This is a genomic window from Streptomyces sp. MBT65 (assembly GCF_016612545.1).
Classification (GTDB): Bacteria; Actinomycetota; Actinomycetes; order Streptomycetales; family Streptomycetaceae; genus Streptomyces.
This window is the reverse complement of record NZ_JAENRY010000047.1, coordinates 1-16,795: the sequence shown is the minus strand read 5'-3', so window position 1 is coordinate 16,795 and position 16,795 is coordinate 1. Positions and strand designations below refer to the sequence as shown.

The 16,795-nt window shown below is 70.5% G+C and carries 17 protein-coding genes and 1 pseudogene; 7 read left to right on the top strand and 11 right to left on the bottom strand.

Features of this window, described 5'->3' with window-relative positions; all coding sequences use genetic code 11:
- The first annotated feature begins 453 nt into the window (after positions 1–453).
- Complete coding sequence (locus tag JHN63_RS13420) at positions 454–1,617, top strand: YihY/virulence factor BrkB family protein (RefSeq protein WP_200680013.1); 1,164 nt, start codon at positions 454–456, stop codon at positions 1,615–1,617.
- An 80-nt stretch (positions 1,618–1,697) separates the two neighbouring features.
- Here JHN63_RS13420 and JHN63_RS13415 read toward each other — a convergent pair.
- A pseudogene (locus JHN63_RS13415) lies at positions 1,698–2,572 on the bottom strand (NmrA family transcriptional regulator).
- 81 nt (positions 2,573–2,653) lie between these two features.
- Between JHN63_RS13415 and JHN63_RS13410 the strand changes: the two are divergent.
- Together JHN63_RS13410 and JHN63_RS13405 are read left to right on the top strand one after the other, a co-directional pair.
- Positions 2,654–3,589: an AraC family transcriptional regulator gene (locus JHN63_RS13410; protein WP_200680012.1), complete on the top strand. Its 936-nt coding sequence runs from the start codon at positions 2,654–2,656 to the stop codon at positions 3,587–3,589.
- Between the two features lie 10 nt (positions 3,590–3,599).
- Positions 3,600–4,298: a helix-turn-helix domain-containing protein gene (locus JHN63_RS13405; protein ID WP_200680011.1), complete on the top strand. Its 699-nt coding sequence runs from the start codon at positions 3,600–3,602 to the stop codon at positions 4,296–4,298.
- Here JHN63_RS13405 and JHN63_RS13400 read toward each other — a convergent pair.
- Positions 4,295–4,696 (bottom strand): VOC family protein, encoded by a 402-nt coding sequence (locus JHN63_RS13400; RefSeq protein WP_200680010.1) that lies wholly within the window; start codon positions 4,694–4,696, stop codon positions 4,295–4,297. The two genes, JHN63_RS13405 and JHN63_RS13400, sit on opposite strands and share 4 nt — an antisense overlap.
- A 158-nt stretch (positions 4,697–4,854) precedes the next feature.
- Entirely contained in the window at positions 4,855–5,487 is a 633-nt protein-coding gene (locus tag JHN63_RS13395) for a VOC family protein (RefSeq protein WP_200680009.1), read from the bottom strand.
- A gap of 107 nt (positions 5,488–5,594) precedes the next feature.
- On the opposite strand from JHN63_RS13395, the gene JHN63_RS13390 reads away from it, so the two are divergent.
- The 3 genes from JHN63_RS13390 to JHN63_RS13380 are packed head-to-tail and all read left to right on the top strand — an operon-like array spanning position 5,595 to position 7,511.
- A complete protein-coding gene (locus tag JHN63_RS13390) occupies positions 5,595–6,245 on the top strand; it encodes a hypothetical protein (protein WP_200680008.1) in 651 nt (216 codons plus the stop codon).
- Between the two features lie 59 nt (positions 6,246–6,304).
- Positions 6,305–6,958 carry a ThuA domain-containing protein gene (locus JHN63_RS13385; RefSeq protein ID WP_200680007.1) on the top strand — a complete coding sequence of 218 codons (654 nt, stop codon included), beginning with the start codon at positions 6,305–6,307 and terminating at the stop codon, positions 6,956–6,958.
- 49 nt (positions 6,959–7,007) lie between these two features.
- Positions 7,008–7,511: an AMP-binding protein gene (locus tag JHN63_RS13380; protein ID WP_200680006.1), complete on the top strand. Its 504-nt coding sequence runs from the start codon at positions 7,008–7,010 to the stop codon at positions 7,509–7,511.
- A gap of 50 nt (positions 7,512–7,561) precedes the next feature.
- Here the strand turns inward: JHN63_RS13380 and JHN63_RS13375 are convergent, their stop codons facing one another.
- The 8 genes from JHN63_RS13375 to JHN63_RS13340 all read right to left on the bottom strand — a co-directional run bounded on the left by JHN63_RS13375 (position 7,562) and on the right by JHN63_RS13340 (position 16,382).
- Positions 7,562–8,005 (bottom strand): hypothetical protein, encoded by a 444-nt coding sequence (locus JHN63_RS13375; protein ID WP_200680005.1) that lies wholly within the window; start codon positions 8,003–8,005, stop codon positions 7,562–7,564.
- Between the two features lie 9 nt (positions 8,006–8,014).
- Entirely contained in the window at positions 8,015–9,061 is a 1,047-nt protein-coding gene (locus tag JHN63_RS13370; RefSeq protein WP_200680004.1) for a LacI family DNA-binding transcriptional regulator, read from the bottom strand.
- Between the two features lie 179 nt (positions 9,062–9,240).
- On the bottom strand, positions 9,241–10,839 hold the full coding sequence (locus tag JHN63_RS13365; RefSeq protein WP_200680003.1) for a family 43 glycosylhydrolase: 1,599 nt from the start codon (positions 10,837–10,839) through the stop codon (positions 9,241–9,243).
- Positions 10,836–11,741: a carbohydrate ABC transporter permease gene (locus JHN63_RS13360; protein ID WP_200680002.1), complete on the bottom strand. Its 906-nt coding sequence runs from the start codon at positions 11,739–11,741 to the stop codon at positions 10,836–10,838. The genes JHN63_RS13365 and JHN63_RS13360 overlap by 4 nt, the downstream gene beginning before the upstream one ends.
- Entirely contained in the window at positions 11,738–12,625 is an 888-nt protein-coding gene (locus JHN63_RS13355) for a carbohydrate ABC transporter permease (RefSeq protein ID WP_200680001.1), read from the bottom strand. The genes JHN63_RS13360 and JHN63_RS13355 overlap by 4 nt, the downstream gene beginning before the upstream one ends.
- A gap of 10 nt (positions 12,626–12,635) precedes the next feature.
- Complete coding sequence (locus tag JHN63_RS13350; protein WP_200680000.1) at positions 12,636–13,967, bottom strand: ABC transporter substrate-binding protein; 1,332 nt, start codon at positions 13,965–13,967, stop codon at positions 12,636–12,638.
- Between the two features lie 189 nt (positions 13,968–14,156).
- On the bottom strand, positions 14,157–15,248 hold the full coding sequence (locus JHN63_RS13345) for a LacI family DNA-binding transcriptional regulator (protein WP_200679999.1): 1,092 nt from the start codon (positions 15,246–15,248) through the stop codon (positions 14,157–14,159).
- A 120-nt stretch (positions 15,249–15,368) separates the two neighbouring features.
- Positions 15,369–16,382 carry a hydroxyacid dehydrogenase gene (locus JHN63_RS13340; protein ID WP_200679998.1) on the bottom strand — a complete coding sequence of 338 codons (1,014 nt, stop codon included), beginning with the start codon at positions 16,380–16,382 and terminating at the stop codon, positions 15,369–15,371.
- Positions 16,383–16,665: 283 nt separating this feature from the next.
- Between JHN63_RS13340 and JHN63_RS13335 the strand changes: the two genes are divergently transcribed.
- Positions 16,666–16,795: carboxylesterase family protein (locus JHN63_RS13335; protein ID WP_200679997.1), on the top strand; the 130-nt coding region annotated here is incomplete at its 3' end.

Below are 16,795 nucleotides of genomic sequence, written 5' to 3'. Positions count from 1 at the left end.
TGGTGCTGATCATTGTCTTTGAATTGCCAAAATCGCCAAAGACGAATACGGCACACGCGAAACGGGTGGGGTAAAAGTAGATTTCTGGGACGGGGTCCCGGTCATGGACCCAATGTGTGATTCCCCCGAGTCGTGTGCGCTGACGTCGTCCCAACGCGCGCAACGAATGCAGTCCGGATTATTTCTGGACATTCTGGAACGGGTCAAGGCCGTTTTGGGCAATGGCGCTTTTTCGTCTTCGCGAGATGCGCGGTGGGTCAATCAGGATTGACGGTCGAAGTCCTCACCGGGACATTCTCCAAAACAACCCTTAAAATATCGAAAGCCATTTCGAATTCAGGACCGAAAAGTTTCGGCCATCGCGGGCATGACATCAAGGCCCCGCGGGCGCCCCGTCCGGGCCGGTGACCCCAGGGGGCGAGTGCATCCCGGCGCGCCGGATACCTTTAGGGCGTGCAGTCAGCAAGTGAACCCCCCGAGCGGCCGGCCGGCCGGTTCCACCGGGCGCGTGCCCTCTACCGGAACGTCTCCAAGCGCAGGACCGCCTGGCTGCTGGTCAAGGACACCGTCAACTCCTGCATGGAGTACCGCATCCTGGGCCTCGCGGCCGAGGCCGCGTTCTTCACGCTGCTGTCCGTGCCGCCGCTCCTGCTGAGCCTCATCGGCCTGCTCGGCTACGTCGACAGCTGGACCGGCGCCGACAGCATCGCCGGCCTGGAGAACAACATCCTGGAGGCGTCCCGCACCGTCCTGTCCGACAAGGGCGTCCACGAGATCGCCCAGCCGATCCTGCACGACGTCATGAAGGGCGGCCGGCCCGACGTCATCTCCATCGGCTTCCTGTTCGCCCTGTGGTCGGGCTCCCGCGCGGTCAACGTCTTCATCGACACGATCACCGTCATGTACGGCCTCGACGGCGTACGCGGCATCGTCAAGACCCGCATCGTGTCCTTCGCGCTGTTCCTCGCGGCCCTGGTGATCGGCTCGATCGCGCTGCCCCTGATGGTCGCGGGACCGGACGCCGTGGTGAAGGTGGTGCCGTGGTCGGAGACGGTCGTACAGGTCCTGTACTGGCCGGTTGTGATCGTCCTGTCCATCGTCTTCCTGACGACGCTCTACCACGTGTCCGTCCCCGTCCGCTCCCCGTGGATCGAGGACGTGCCCGGCGCGCTGGTCGCCCTCGCCATGTGGGTGCTCGGCAGCTACCTGCTGCGCATCTACCTCACCGGCACGGTCGAGGGCCCCACCATCTACGGCTCCCTGGCCGCGCCCGTCGCCGTCCTGCTGTGGATCGGTGTGTCCGCGTTCGCCGTGCTCGTCGGCGCCGCCGTCAACGCGGCCATCGACCGCGTCTGGCCGGCCGCCGCGACCGCAGCGGCCCGCGCCGCCAACGAACGCCGGCAGGAGGAGCAGGTCGCCGAGTACGTCGCCCGGATGGCCGCGGTCCGCGCCCGTGACGGCGAGGACGACGACGACCCCGACGACTCCTACATGCCGTCCGAGTTCCCGGAACGCTGGTCCCGCTTCCTCCCTCCGGAGGACGTGACGTCGAGGCTCCGCACCCACGCGAAGAGCACCCACAAGGGAACAGGGAACTCTCAAACACCGGAGAAGTGAAGCGCGCCCCATAGGGCGCGGGGCTGTGTCGATGTGCGGCTCCGCCGCGTGGGCGCACCCAGCCCCAACGAACCCGCAGCCTACGAACCGGCCTTCCAGACCCCCACGGACGCAGCCTCCCGCACGAACTCCCCGAAGCCACGCGGCTCACGGCCCAGCACCTCCTGAACGCCCTCGGAGAGATACGCGTTGCGCCCGTCGAGCAGCGACTCGAACAACTCCACCAGGAACTCCACCTCCTCCGCCGGCACCCCGAACCCCGCGAGAACCTCCCCGTACTGACGCGCCGACACCGCCCGATACGTCAGCTCACGCCCCGTCACCGCGGCGATCTCCGCGACCGCCTCACCGAACGTCAGCAACCGAGGCCCGGACACCGTGATCGCCTGCCCCACATGCCGGTCCCCGCCCGTCAGCGCCGCGACGACCACGTCCGCGATGTCCCGCACATCGACTGGGGGCACCTCCCATGCCCTTAAGGCTATGGGGGAGGCTCCCGCACCGAACCCCCGGGGAACACCAGTTCCCCGCTCTCCCGCAACCCCTCCACCAGCGGCCCCTCGCTGAAGTTCCGCGCGAACCACGCCGCCCGTACGACCGTCCAGTCCGCCCCCGACCCCCGCAGCGCCTCCTCCGTGGGCCGCGCCCGCTCCTCACCCCGCGACGACAGCAGCACCAGCCGCCGTACGCTCAGCCCGACCGCCTCCTGCGCCAGCAGCCCCACCGCACGGCCCGCCTCCGGAGCCCCGACGTCCGAGGGGTACACGAGATACGCCGCGTCGGCGCCCCGCAGGGTGTCCGCCCACGTCGAGCGGTCCGCCCAGTCGAAGCCCCGCGCCCGCGAGGCCTCCCGCACGGTCAGCCCCGCGGCACGCGCCGCCTCCGCCACCCGGCGCCCGGTACGACCCGAAGCGCCCGTCACCACAACCGTCATGTTCCGCGCATTCTGTGTCATGCCGACCAGTCAACCGCCGTCCGCGAGCCCGGACCATCGCTGAACGGCTCATTCCCATAAGCCCGCGTCTACGCTGGCCGCATGGACGCCCTTGCAGGCCTTCTCGAGGGTCCACGCGCGCGTGGCGCCTTCATGATCCGCGCGTGCTTCGACCCGCCCTGGGCGGTACGCGTCGAGGACCGCGCCCCCCTGACGGTCATGCTCATGGTCCGCGGTGACGCCGTGATCACTCCGGAGACGGGGGAGCGCGTACGGCTGCGGGCGGGCGACCTCGCCATCGCGCGTGGCCCGGACCCGTACACCTGCGGCGACGCCCCGGACACCACCCCGCAGGCCGTGATCCTGCCCGGCGGCGAGTGCCACTACCCCGACGGCACCCCCCTCAAGGGCTCCATGGACCTCGGCGTCCGCACCTGGGGCGACCGCCTCGACGGCTCCGCGGTCATGCTCATCGGCACCTACCTCATGCGCGGCGAGATCAACGGCCGTCTCCTGGACGCCCTCCCACCGCTGCTCTCCCTCCCCTCCGAGGTCTGGGAGTGCCCGCTCACCCCGCTCCTCATGGAGGAGATCGTCCGCGACGAACCCGCCCAGGAGGTCGTCCTGGACCGCCTTCTGGACCTCCTGGTCATCGCCGCGCTCAGGGCCTGGTTCTCCCGCCCGGAGGCGGCGGCCCCGGCCTGGTACCGCGCCCTGGCGGACCCGGTCGTCGGCAGGGTCCTGCGCCTCCTCCAGGACGACCCGGCCCACCCCTGGACGGTCGCCTCCCTCGCCGCCAAGGCGGGCGTCTCCCGCGCGGCCCTGGCCCGCCGCTTCACCGACCTGGTGGGCGAACCCCCGATGTCGTACCTCACGGCCTGGCGCCTCGCCCTCACCGCCGACCGCCTGCGCGACACCGAGGACACCATCGGCGCGATCGCCCGACAGGTCGGCTACGGCAGCGCGTTCGCCCTGTCCAGCGCCTTCAAGCGGGTCTACGGCGTGAGCCCGCAGGAGCACCGGACGCGGTCGGCGTAGCCTGGCGGCTGTGTACGTGGAGCGGGCGTCCCGGCTGCCGGGCGCGGTCGTGTGGAGCCGGACCGTCGAGGCCCCCACCGCCGCCCGGGTCCACCCCGTCCTGCCCGACGGCTGCATGGACCTTCTCTGGCACGAGGGCCGCCTGCTGGTCGCGGGCCCCGACACCCGCGCCTACGTCCCCGGCAGCGAACCCGCGCACTGGGCCGGCCTCCGCTTCGCCCCCGGCACCGCGCCCACCTACCTGGGTGTCCCCGCCCACGAACTCCGCGACCGCCGCGTCGACCTCACCGACCTCTGGCCCGCCGCGACGGTACGACGCCTGAGCGCCCGCCTCGACACGGCCCCCGACCCGGCGACCGCGCTGGAGGACCTGGCCCTGCGCCGCGCCACCGAGACACCCGCCCCCGATCCGCTGCTACGACACCTCGTGGCGGCCCTCGACACCGGCCGCCCCGTCGCCGCCACCGCCGACGAACTCGGCCTCGGCGCCCGCCAGTTGCACCGGCGCTCGCTGGCCGCGTTCGGCTACGGCCCCAAGACCCTCGCCCGGGTGCTGCGCCTCCAGCGGGCCCTCGCGCTGGCCCGCGCCGGAGTCCCGTTCGCCGAGACGGCGGCCCGGTCCGGCTACGCGGACCAGGCCCATCTCGCCCGGGACGTCAAGGAGTTGGCGGGGATGCCACTGCGGGAACTGCTCGCCCGCGCCGGCTAGGACGTGCTCAGCGGGGCGAACAGGTCCACGCCGTTGCCGTCGGGGTCGTGCACGACGGCGTACCGCTGACCCCAGAAGGCGTCCCACGGCTTGAGCTCGCCGTGATGCCCGGCACCGGTCAACTCCTCATACACCCGGTCGACTTCGGCGGGGTCGTCACAGAGCAGGGCGAGCGCGGCCCGGCCGTTGCCCCCGGTGGGCGGCCGCCAACCCGCGTGGAAGGACCGGACGGTGTCCTCCGTGTCCAGCAACAGCCGCGATCCACCCGGCAGTTGGGCCTCGGCATGCGGCTGGCTCTCGGCACCCTCGGGGAACCCGAACCCGAGCCGGCGGTAGAAGGCGACAGAGGCGGCCATGTCGGAGACGACCAGGCCGATCGCGTCGAATCGTGGAGTCATGGGGCCACGGTAGGCGGGGGCCGGTCGGCGGGTCTTGAAGGAATCGGACACGGCGGTCGGGTCGGAGCGGCTACTCGGTCGAGGGCGTGTCGCAACGGCCGTTCGGCCGACGTCGTGTCGAAGCGGTCTCCTCGGTCTCCTCGGGTTCCTCGGGTTCCTCAGCCGAAGGTCACCGCTCCCCGTGGTGTGCTCACCGTGAACGACAGACCCACCGGGCCCTCCGTCAGCGGCAGTTCCGTGTCCACGGCGGACAGCAGCGGGCGGATCTCGGCCGGGACCGGGGCCGTCGCCGTCAGCTCCAGCAGGGGTGCGACGGGCAGGCCCGAGGCGGTCGGGTGGGGCGAGGAACTCCAGTCGATGAGGAACGGCACCAGGCCGGAGGGATGCGCCGTGTCCCCGTCGGTGAGCCGCCACTCCAGCAGCGTGCCGTCGGGCCGGCGGCGGCTCATCGCCCGCACGGGCCCGGGGTCGTACCCCCGCGCACGCGCCGCCGCGACCGCCGCGTCCAGGTCGGGCGGGGAGAGCGCCCAGGTCACCGTCCGGGCGGCGGCCAGCCCCTCGATGCCGAAGGGGCGGGGACCCGACGGCGCGGGCTGCTCCGGGTCCGGACCGATGATCTCCAGGTAACGCGAACCACCCAGAGAGACAAGGTAGTTGCGGGTACCGAGCCCGACATGGGCACCGCCCTCCACCGGCGCGATACCGGTGCGCTCGGTGAACTGGGCGACCGTCGCCGCCAGTTCGGGCGTCGCGAGGACGAGATGGTCGAGGCGTGCGGGAATGGCATTCATCCCCACCTAGGCTACGCGGCGAGGCCGCGCCGGAGGAGAGAAAAGTCCCTCACCGGAGGAGAGAAAAGTCCCTCAACTGTGGAACAGCTGTACGGCAGGATGGGCGCATGATCCGTACCGCGCGCGTCCTGCCGCTGTTGCTGCTGCCCTTGCTGCTCGCCGGCTGCGGTACCGAGAAGGCGGGCGTCGATACCCAGAAGGCCGGCGCCGGCACCGCGGACCCGAAGGCCTCCGCGTCCCCCGCCGATCCGGCCGAACTCGCGTCCCGCGCGGAGGCGTTGGGCCTCGACCCCGACCTCGTCCACGTCATCGACCCGCCCGGATTCACCCTCGCCCAGCAGTCGGTCGGCGCCTCGGACGTCGGTCTCTCCATCGCGTACACCTCGCTGAAGACCGGTGCCGTGATCAACCTGCGCGTGGAGCCGGGCACGATGACCGACGCGAACTGCGCGACACAGGCGGCGTTCGCCGAGCACATGACCTGCGTACGCGACGGAGCCGCCTGGTACCGGACCGGCGGAGGGCAGATCGAGTACGTGCTCGCGCAGAAGGGCCACCTCGTGCACGTCGGCGCCGAACAGGGCAAGGTGAGCCGCGCCCTCCTGCGCAAGGCCATCGCGTCGGTCCGCCGCCCGTACGAGAGCGAACTCACCGTCGTCCTCCCGCCCGCCCGCGCGGTCACCTCGCCCGTGGAGCGCGGCGACCTGCCGACGAACGGGGACGGGGCGCCCGACAACAGTGTGGGGAAGGGCGGTTGAGCACGCGCCGGGAGGCGGGGTCCGCCGAGCAGACGCGGACGCGAACTAGGCTCACGCGCATGGCCGCCGCACCCCGCCTCCTGGTCTTCACCCGCACCACCGCCTACCGCCACGACTCCATCCCGGCCGCGGTGACCGCCGTACGCACCCTCGGCCCCTTCGAGGTGGACGCCACCGAGGACCCGGCAGCCTTCGAACGCCCCCTGGACGACTACGCGGCCGTCGTCTTCCTCTCCACCAGCGGCGAGGTCCTGACCCCGACGGGCCGTCAACTCCTCGCCGCCTACGTCGAGTCGGGCGGCGGCTTCGTCGGCATCCACGCCGCGGCCTGCACCGAGTACGACTGGCCGTACTACGGCGACCTCCTCGGCGCCCGCTTCGACCGGCACCCCGCCCACCAGCCCGGCCGGGCGGTCATCGAGGACCGCACGCACCCGTCCACCCGACACCTGCCCGCCGTATGGCAGTTCACGGACGAGTGGTACGACTTCCGCACCAGCCCGCGGAGTTCGACACACGTCCTCGTCTCGGCGGACGAATCCTCCTACGAGGGTGGCCGGATGGGCGTCGACCACCCCTTGGCCTGGTGCCACGCGAAGGGCGACGGCCGGGTCTTCTACACGGCCCTGGGTCACGCCGCAGAGGCATACGAAGACCCGGACTTCCGCGCCCACCTGCTCGGCGGCATCAACTGGACGGCGGGGCTGAGCTAGCAGCCCGTACACCGCCAGGGCCCTGTGCACAGCCAGGGCCCGAGCGTCGGTGCTCGTCCTCGTCCTCGTCCTCGTTCTCGTCCACCGCCACCGGGTCACCGACCTCTTCACGCAGCCGAGCTTCCTGGCCCGCATGCTCCTCGAACCCGGCCACGCGGAGACGTTCGGCCACCTCCCCGAGGTGTCGAGCGCGGGCGAGGTCCTCTCGCCACGACTGCGCGAACAACTGGTGCCGCTCCCGGGCAACCGGCTGATCAACAACTACGGCGCCACCGAACCCGGCGTGATCTCCATGGGCCGACCCGCCGAGGACACGAGCCCGCGCGCCTACGTGGTGACCGTCCCCGAGAGCGAGCCGGCCGACAAGGAGGAAGACGCCGCCCTGGACGCCGAGTCGATCGCCCTCGCCCGGTCCCGGCTGTCCTGGTACAAGGTCCCGCCCGATGTTGTCCGGCTGGACACCCTGCCCCGCAACGCGAACGGCAAGCTCCTGCGCCGACAACTCCGCGCGCTGGGCGACCAGTTCGTCCGACACCGCGACGGCGGACGGTGACGGGGCGGCGGACGACGGATCACGCCGCCCCGTACGCCGTCACGGCGACCTCACCCGGCCGGGTGCCACCGGAACCAGTGGTCGACCCCGTCGAGGCGATAGCGGTCGTCCCCGTCGTCGAACCGCATCTCGCCCAGGAGCCGTCGAGCACCCTCCGGCGCCTGACGGTGCGGTGCGAGGAGCAGGTCCAGTTCGTCGTAGCGGGCGTCGATCCCTTCGAGGCCGGGATGCTCGTCGCCCCTGGGATCGGAGACCTGGTACCTGACGAAGATCGCCCACTGCTCGCGCTCCATCGCCACCGCCGCCTCGCTCGCGGGCCACACGGCGTACTCGTAGGCCTCGTCCCGGGCGTCGTACTCCCAGCCTTCGTAGTAGTGCGGGACGCCATGGATGAGCGCGAGTCCCTTTCGTGGCCCGTCGTACCACTCCAAGTCCACATACGTGGGCTCGAAGCCGTCCGCGATCAACTGCCGCTTCTCCCATGACATGGCCATATCGGCAGGCTACCGGCCGCCCGGCGCACCCGTGCTGGTCCGCTCCACCAACCGCGTCGACAACTCCGTCCGCGTCCCCTCCGGACGGTCACCCGCCATCAGCCGCAGCAGCAACCGCAGTGCCGTGGCCGCCATCTCCGACAGCGGCTGCCGGATCGTGGTCAGCGCCGGAGTCACCCAGCGGGACTCGGGAAGGTCGTCGAAACCGACCACGCTGATGTCGCCCGGGATGCGCAACTCCCGTTCCGCCAGCGCCTCGTAGACGCCGAGGGCCATCCGGTCGGAGCAGACGAAGACCGCTGTGGGCGGTGCGGGCAGGTCGAGGAGCTCGTGCATCCGGGTGCGGGCCATGGCCTGGTCGAAGCCGCCGTGGCGGATGTACTCCGGGCGCACACGCAGGCCCGCGGAGGCGAGCGCGGAGCGGTAGCCGGCGACCCGCGCGCTGCTGCACATCTTGTGCCGGTGCCCCGCGATCACCGCGATCTGTTCGTGGCCCAGGGACAGCAGATGCTCGGTCGCCGTCACCCCGCCCTGCCAGTTGGCCGCGCCGACCGACACCACCCCTGGCGGCGGCTCGTGCACGGGGTCGATCATCACGAACGGGATGCGGTGCTGGTCGAGCCAGGAGTACTGCGACGGCGTCAACTCCGCCAGATTGAACAGGACTCCGGACGAGCCACGGCCGACCAGCTTGTCCAGCCAGCCCCGTTCGGGCCGGTCGGCCCGCGTCCGGGTCAGCCCCGCCGAGACCACCACCTCGAGCCCGGCCTCGTACGCCGCCTCCTCCACCCCGTGCAGCACCGCCCCCGACCAGGAACTCTCCAAGGAGTGCACCACCAGGTCGACAAGCCCCGGCGCCTTGCTCGCGTCGAACCTCGGCCTGCGCACATACCCGAGCCGCTCCAGCGCCTCCGTCACCCGCCGCCGGGTCTCCGGCGCCACGTCCTCCCGGCCGTTGACCACCTTGGACGCCGTCGGCACGGAGACCCCCGCCTCCCGGGCCACGACCGCCAGCGTCGGACCCGCCGTGACACCCGCGCTCCCCGTACGGACCATCGGGTACCGCCTCTCCGGCCCGCCCGAGGGCCAACGAAAGTTTCGACCGGCGCTGCTTCCCCGGTCCGGCCGGCAGCCGTCCAGAAAGCGCTTCCTACGATAGGTGCGCGTCAACACGTCGGGAAGACCAGGGAATTCATCTGATGGCGCCGACCCGTGCTTTCGAAACCCCGAACAGCTCAGCCGGGCACGCAGTCGAGGCGGAAACGGGAGAAGTCGGCGGTGAACGCGCCGTCGACCAGATCCCAGGCGTGGACGCCCGCCATCGCACCGGTGAACCGCAGCCGCGACCCGTGGTCGTCGGACAGCCGACTGAAGTCCAGCACCGGCCCGACCGGCGTCCGCACTCCCTCCCGCAGATACCAGAACCGGGCATCCGCCCCCTCGACCGTCGCCCCCAGAGTCACCGGGGCACCGAACTCGACCTCGACGACGGCCACTTGACGGGTACCGTCCTCGTCCCGCTCCACCAGGCTCAGCACCGTACGCCCATCACCGCCCCGCCACTGCTGCCCGTGCTGCCCCTCACCCTCGGGCTCCGCCCAGGTCAGATGCAGGCTCAGATACGCCTCGGCGCCGTACCAGAGCACCAGCCCCGCCGCCTGCGTGAACGTCAACGGCCGTGCCTCTACGGTGACTTCGGCCTCCGTGCGATGCTCCGTGATCCGCTGGGCGAGCAGACTGTGCGCCCACCGGGACTCCGGGCCGTGCCGACCGCGCAGCCGGATCCAGCCGGGGCGGACGGTGGGGTCGGCCCAGGAGGGGTCCGGGTACCCGCGCGGACTGCTCCACGGCCACCCCAACGGCCCTGTGGGGCTGGTGACTTGGTCCACCGGTGAGACGGGTGGCGTCGACACGGTGACCTCCTCCGCCGGGTGCCAACCCCCGTGCCGTAGCCTCGGCCAGCCGTTCGCGTCCCAGGTCACCGCCTGGATCGCGGTCTCCCGGCCCAGGGTGCAGCGCGGCCCGTCGGGAGTCGGGACCGGGCGCGCCGCCAGATGGCTTAACACCCAGTCACCGCCCGGCAGTTCGAGCAGCTCACCGTGTCCCGCCTTCTGCAACGGCACCGACGGATCGTCCCGGGACGTCAGCAGCGGGCGGTCGTCCAGCTCGTACGGGCCCGTGACCGTACGGCTGCGCGCCACCAGCACCCCGTGCTCGTACCCCGTGCCGCCCTCCGCGAGCAGCAGGTGGTACCAGCCGCCCCGCCGCACCAACTTCGGCCCCTCCACGAGCCGTTCGTGCTGGAGCAGCAGATGGGTCGTGCCGGTCGGGGCGAGCGTGTCGCGGTCCAGCTCGGTCGTGACGATGCCCGCGAAGCGTCGGCCGCCGGGGCGACAGTCGTTCTGGAGGTTGAGCAGCCACAGCCGCCCCTCGTCGTGGAACAGCGCCGGGTCGAAACCGTGGCTCGCGACCCGCCGCGGGGCGGTCCACTTCCCGTCGATGTCCGTGGCCGTCGTGATGTAGGTGTCGGCGTCGAAGTACGGCGTACCGACCGAGCGGACGATCGAGTACGTCATCCAGAACCGCTCGCCGTCCCAGCTCAGCGAGGGCGCCCAGATGCCGCCCGAGTCCGGGACGCCCGCCAGGGAGTCACCGGGCACGGCGCCCCGGACATGGCCCGCGTACTCCCAGTGCGCGAGGTCCCACGAGCGGTGGATCGGGATCGTGGGGAACCACTCGAAGGAACTGGTCGCCACGTAGTAACGGTCGCCGACCCTGACCATCGAGGGGTCGGGGGCGAAGCCACGGACAACGGGGTTGTGCAGCAAGGTCACTTGAGGGCTCCCAGCGTGACGCCGGTGCGCCAGTACCGCCGCATCGCCACCATCATCACGGCCATCGGCACGATCGACAGCAGCGCGCCGGTCAGGACCAGGCTGGTGAGGTCGACGCCCGACTCCAGGCGTTTGCCGGACCAGTTGTAGAGGCCGATGTTGAGGGTCCAGTTGTTCTCGCCGCGCAGGACGGTGAGGGGGAGGAAGAAGGCGTTCCAGGTGTTCACGAAGGCGAGCAGGAACACCGTGGCGCCGCCCGTCGTCATCATCCGCAGCACGATGCTGAAGAAGATGCGGAGTTCGCCCGCGCCGTCCAGGCGGGCTGCTTCGAGGAGTTCGAAGGGGACCGTGGCCTCGGTGTAGACCTTGGCGAGGTAGACGCTGAACGGGTTGATCAGGCAGGGGATGAGCATCGCCCAGGGGGTGTCGACCAGGCTGATCTTCGAGAACATCAGGTACAGCGGGAGCGTCAGCAGCGCGATCGGGATCAGGAACGAGCCCACCACACACGCGAACACCGCGCTGCGGCCCGGGAATTCGAAGCGCGCCAGGCCGTAGCCGGTGGCGAGCGCGATGAGGGTGCCGCCGAGGGAGCCGACGCCGGCGTAGAGGAACGAGTTGGCGGTCCAGCGCAGGAAGATGCCGTTCTCGTAGGTGAAGACCTGACGCAGGTTGGCCCACAGGTGCATGCCGGAGAACCACAGGCCGTTGCTCTGGTAGAGGCCGGTGCGGTTCTTGGTGGCGGCGACGATCAGCCACCACACCGGGAACAGGCTGTATGCGCTGGCCAGCACCAGACCGACAAGCAGGAAACGCTGGCCGCCGCGTGAACGGGCCGCCGGGTCGGGCTTGTTGAGCCGCCGGACCTGATGAGCGGTGCGGCGGTCCTCGGTGAGGGTCATGCGTCGGCCTCCTTCGCGGTGAGCCGGTAGAAGAGGAAGGAGGCCAGGCCCAGGATGAGGGCCAGCAGGACCGAAAGGGCCGCCGCGTAGTGGTAGTTGCCCGCGTTGAACGCCTGGTTGTAGATGATCATGATGGGCGTGAAGCTGTCGTCGACCGTCTGCGGGGTGACGTTCCGGAACAGCGCCGGTTCGTTGAAGATCTGGAGCATCTGGATGATCGAGAGCATCCCGGTCAGCACCAACGCCCCACGTACGTAGGGGATTTTGATGCTGCGGGCGACCTGGAACTCGGAGGCGCCGTCGAGCCGGGCCGCCTCGAAGAGGTCGCGGGGCACGCCCTGGAGCGCCGCGTAGATGATGACCATGTTGTAGCCGATGCCGTGCCAGGTCAGCAGGTTGCCGATCGACGGCCACACCATCGAGGGCGCGAAGAAGTTCCAGGACAGCCCGAACACCTTGCCCAACGGCGTCAACGGGCCGACGTCAGGGCTGTACAGGTTGATCCACACGATCGCCGCGACCACCCCGGGGATCATGTAGGGCACCAGGAGCAGGATCCGGAAGCGGCCCGCGACCTTCGAGGACAGCGCGTCCAGGAACAGCGCCAGCAGCAGGCTGACGAGCAGCATCACCGGGATCTGCACGCAGGCGAACAGCACCACGCGCAGCACCGAGTTCATGAACGCCGGGTCGGTCAGGCCCTGTTGGTAGTTGTCGAGGCCGGAGAACCTCTCCGTGGAACCGCCGAGGCCGAGCCCCGACTGGTGCTCCACGAACAGCGACTCGTAGACGGCGTACCCGATCGGTATCAGGTAGAGGAACACGAAACCGAGCTGGAAGGGCACCGTGAACGCGGCACCCTTCCAGCGCTGGGAGCGAATCATCGGCGCTGCCTCAGCCCTTGACGCTGATACCGCGGGACTTCAGGTCCTTGACCGTCCATTCCTGCATGTGCGCCAGCAGATCGATGACCTTTTCCTGCTTGCTGACCACCTTCGCCCAGCCCGTCTGGAGTTCGGTGAACATCGCGGTCCAGTCCGGGCCGAACACCCAGTCCGAGGTCACGGTGTTCAGACTGTCGGTGACGACCTTCTTCGCGGGCTCGTAGTTCGTGCCGAGCAGCTTGTCGGAGATGGCCTCGGCGACATACGCGTCGCTGTCCGCGAGGGCCGGCATCACACCGTTGCCGGTGGTCGGGCTCGCCATGGACTTCACCGCACCGGTGTCGGTCGACAGCCACAACGCGGCCTCGGCGGCCTGCTGTTGGTGCGCGCACTGCTTCGTCACCAGGGTGACGCCACCGCTCTGGTTGGTCCCGGCGGGCGTCTTGGCGGCCTCGCCCGGATACGTCGGCCAGGGCGACAGCGCCCATTGCCCGTCGGACTTGGTGAAGTTCTGCACCATGCCCGCCATCTGCCAGGTCGAGATCTGCCGGGTCGCGGTGCCGCCGTCGTCGTAGTTGCGCTGCACGGCCGCGTAGTCGGCGAACGAGAGCTTGGAGTCGAGGTCGTTGTCGATGATGTCCTGGATCACCTGGGCCGCCTTGAGGCTGCCCGCGTCCTGGAAGTCCACCTTCCAGGAGTTGCCGTCGATCGCGTACCAGTGGGCGCCCGCCTGCATGGCGAGCACCTCCAGCGTGCTCGGGTCCTCACCGGCGTAGTTGGTGATCTTGATGCCGTGCTTCTTGAGCACCTTGCCCGCGGCGATGAACTCGTCCCAGGTCGTGGGCGCCTTCAGGCCGTACTTCTTGAAGATGTCCGTGCGGTAGATCGTGAACGCGGGGGCCGAACTGGTCGGCACGCCATAGGACTTGCCCTGCACCTGCGCACTGGCCCAGGCCCCCGCGTTGAACTTGTCCTTGTCGGCGGAGACGTACTTCGAGATGTCGGCGAGCGCGCCCTGCGAGACCCAGGTGGTCACGTACTCCGCCGTGTTCTGCACCAGGCAGGGCGCGTTGCCGGCCTTGACCGCGTTGGTGAGCTGTTTCTGCATCGTCAACTGGTCGGTGACCTTGGTGTACTTGAGCTTGATGTCCTGGTGAGCGGCGTTGAACGCCTTCACTACCGCGTCCTGCCCGTTGGCCCAGCCCCAGAAGGGGAGGGTGACCGGACCGGAGGACGTCTTGTCTCCCGAGCCGGATCCGCCGCAGGCGGAGAGCAGACCTGTCAGGGCGAGGCCCGCGACGGCTGCGCGGGCGAACCTTCTCCGGGGGCTGGTGAAGTTCATCAGACCGTGTTCCTTCGGAAGAGAAGAGGTAGAAACCGGTTGCTGGGAAGGTAGGCATCGAGGCCCGCAGGGAGCAAGAGGTGTGCAGCAGATTGTTTCTATCGCCCTGGACAGAACCCGTCTGGCCAGGGGATTTGAAGAGAAACCGGTTACGTAACTCTGAGGTCCCCGGGATCTTCGAGGAGCTTTCTAGCCGCGCGGCGCGGGCGGGCGCACCGAGTTCCGTACGACGACATGGGTGCCCAGCACCAGATGGTCGCCGTCGCCGCCCCTGCGTCGGCCCGTGCCGCCGCCCTCGCGCCGGTCCGCCACCGCGCGCAGCGCGACCCGGCCCATCTCCTCGTACGGGACGTGCACGGTGGTCAGTTGGGGAGTGAGCTGGGAGGCCAGCGGGATGTCGTCGTAGCCGACGATCGACACGTCCTCGGGCACTCGCAGGCCCGCCGCGCGCAGTGCCTGCATGGCGCCCGCGGCGACCACATCGGTCCCCGCGAGGACGGCGGTGAACTCCACCCCGTCCTTCAGGGTGTCCTCCACCGCCTCGTACCCGTGCTCGTAGTCGTACGGACCGTGCCGCACCATCCCCGGGTCGAACGGCACGCCGTACGCCTCGAAGGCCCGTTGCGCGCCCCTCAACCGGCCCTGGGCCGTGGTGAGTTCGGCGTGTCCGGGCAGGACCAGGACCCGTCGGTGGCCGGCCGATAGGAGGTGGCTGGCCATGGCATAGGCGCCGCCCTCGTTGTCGTAGTCGACCGTGGTCGCCGGGACGTCGCCCTCCAGCGGCGGACGGCCGACGAGGACGAGGTGCGAGCCCGCCGCGTCGAGGGAGCGGGCGAAGCGGGCCATCCGCACCTGGTACTCGTCGACGTCGTACGCGCCGCCCAGCAACACCACGGCGGCGACGCCCTGTTGGCGCATGAGGTTGACCAGCGCCAGCTCACGCTCCGGGTCGTCGCCGGTCGTGCCGACCAGGGAGAGCCAGCCGCGCAGCGTGGCCGCGCCTTCAACTCCCTTGGCCACGTGGGCGAACGCCGCGCCCGTGATGTTGTTGATGAGGATCGCCACCGTGGGAGTGCCACCGCCCGCCAGGGAACGGGCGTGCGCGTTGGTGACGTAGTCCAGGTCGCCGACCACCTTCAGCACCCGGCGGCGCAGCTCCTCCGACACCGGGTAGTTGCCGGACAGCACGCGCGAGACGCTCGCCACGGAGACCCCGGCGCGCTCCGCCACGTCCCGGATCGTCGCCCGGCCGGCGTCGCCCGACGCCTTGCGCTGACTCACCGTAGCGACTCCTTCACCATGACCGCGGTCCCGACCGGCGCCCGGGGGTCCGCCCCGGCGTCGGTCCGGAAACCGTATCCCACGGTTGATCCCGGTGTGCCGGACTGTGGACGGCCGGGATCAGGCGACACGGGCCAGGTCCGCGTGCCGTACCTCGTGGACCGGTGGCAGACCCGCGGCCAGGCGCTCCAGCTCGTCCACGACGATGCCGCCGAGCCGGGCCAGCTCGTTGCCGAGGGAGCCCGCGATGTGCGGGGTGAGGAAGACGTTCGGCAGCTGGTACAGCGGGGACGTGGAGGGCAGCGGCTCGGGGTCGGTGACGTCGAGGATCGCGGTCAGCCGGCCGGCGAGCAGCTCGTCGGTGAGGGCCTCGTGGTCGATCAGGGCGCCGCGCGAGGTGTTGATCAGCACCCCGCCGTCGCGGATGAGGGCGAGCCGCCCGCGGTCCAGCATGCGCTGCGTCTCGGGGATGTCCGGGGCATGCAGGCTGACGATGTCGCTGCCGCTCAACAGGTGGTCCAGCGGCAGGAGTTCGGCGCCGAGCACGGCGGCCTCGGTGACGCTGACGTAGGGGTCGTGCAGCAGGACCTCGAAGTCGTAGGGCCGCAGCAGTTCCAGCAGTCGGCGGCCCACGCGGGAGGCGCCGATGACGCCGATCCGGCGGCCGAGGTTGCCGATCGGCGCGGTCTCGGCGGGCGTCGGGTACGCGTGCGTGCGCCGGAAGTGCTCGCGCTGCGCGAAGGCGTCCTTCCCGGCCAGAAGGATCATCGCGAGGGTGTACTCGGCGACCGGCAGCGCGTTGCCGGTGACCGCGCTGGACACGGTCACCCCGCGCTCCCACAGCGCCTCGCCGACCAGCGAGCGGACCGAGCCCGCCGCGTGCAGCACGGCACGCACCCGGGGTGCCGCCGCCAGCGCGTCGGCGTCGAGGTGCGGGCAGCCCCACCCGGTGATCAGCACCTCGGCCTCTCGCAGGGCCTCGACGGCCTCGGGTGCGGCGAAGTCCTGGACGACGAGCCCCGGGTCGATCTCGGCGGTCTGCCGGAGCCGTGCCATCAGGGGTGGGGGGAAGAGCAGGGGCAGGTGCACCGGATCCATGGCGAACACGGCCCTCGGCGGCTGGGCGCTGGGCATGACCCTCCAGTAGTGCGACGTGTGGTACGACGTGAGGATGAGGTGGGAAACGTTTTCTGAAAGCGTCTTCTACCGTAGATCTGCCGGGGAGCGGGGGTCAATCGGTGGGAGTGCGCCCCGTACCCGTACGACCCGTGCGCGCGGCCCCTACGACCCGTACGACCAGCCCGGCCCGGCACGCGCGGACAACCCGTACAGCCGCGCTCGTCCGCCGGAATAGCGGGGCGCGATGTGATGCTCTGATGAGCATGGTTCACGAGCGCGGTGAGGAGCTGGTGGGCAGATGACGGCAGAGCGGACGAACCCCGTGGTCGGCACCCCCTACGGGGCGGTGCGCGGCCGGTACGAGAACGGCATCGCGGTCTTCCGGGGCATCCCCTACGCGGCGCCCCCCTTCGGCCCCCACCGGTTCA

Coding starts and splice junctions, on each gene's coding strand:
- JHN63_RS13410 (WP_200680012.1), top strand. CDS start 2,654: ATGGACGCCCTTGCAGGCCTTCTCGAGGGTCCACGCGCGCGTGGCGCC.
- JHN63_RS13400 (WP_200680010.1), bottom strand. CDS start 4,696: ATGACTCCACGATTCGACGCGATCGGCCTGGTCGTCTCCGACATGGCC.
- JHN63_RS13395 (WP_200680009.1), bottom strand. CDS start 5,487: ATGAATGCCATTCCCGCACGCCTCGACCATCTCGTCCTCGCGACGCCC.
- JHN63_RS13390 (WP_200680008.1), top strand. CDS start 5,595: ATGATCCGTACCGCGCGCGTCCTGCCGCTGTTGCTGCTGCCCTTGCTG.
- JHN63_RS13385 (WP_200680007.1), top strand. CDS start 6,305: ATGGCCGCCGCACCCCGCCTCCTGGTCTTCACCCGCACCACCGCCTAC.
- JHN63_RS13375 (WP_200680005.1), bottom strand. CDS start 8,005: ATGGCCATGTCATGGGAGAAGCGGCAGTTGATCGCGGACGGCTTCGAG.
- JHN63_RS13370 (WP_200680004.1), bottom strand. CDS start 9,061: ATGGTCCGTACGGGGAGCGCGGGTGTCACGGCGGGTCCGACGCTGGCG.
- JHN63_RS13360 (WP_200680002.1), bottom strand. CDS start 11,741: ATGACCCTCACCGAGGACCGCCGCACCGCTCATCAGGTCCGGCGGCTC.
- JHN63_RS13355 (WP_200680001.1), bottom strand. CDS start 12,625: ATGATTCGCTCCCAGCGCTGGAAGGGTGCCGCGTTCACGGTGCCCTTC.
- JHN63_RS13350 (WP_200680000.1), bottom strand. CDS start 13,967: ATGAACTTCACCAGCCCCCGGAGAAGGTTCGCCCGCGCAGCCGTCGCG.
- JHN63_RS13340 (WP_200679998.1), bottom strand. CDS start 16,382: ATGCCCAGCGCCCAGCCGCCGAGGGCCGTGTTCGCCATGGATCCGGTG.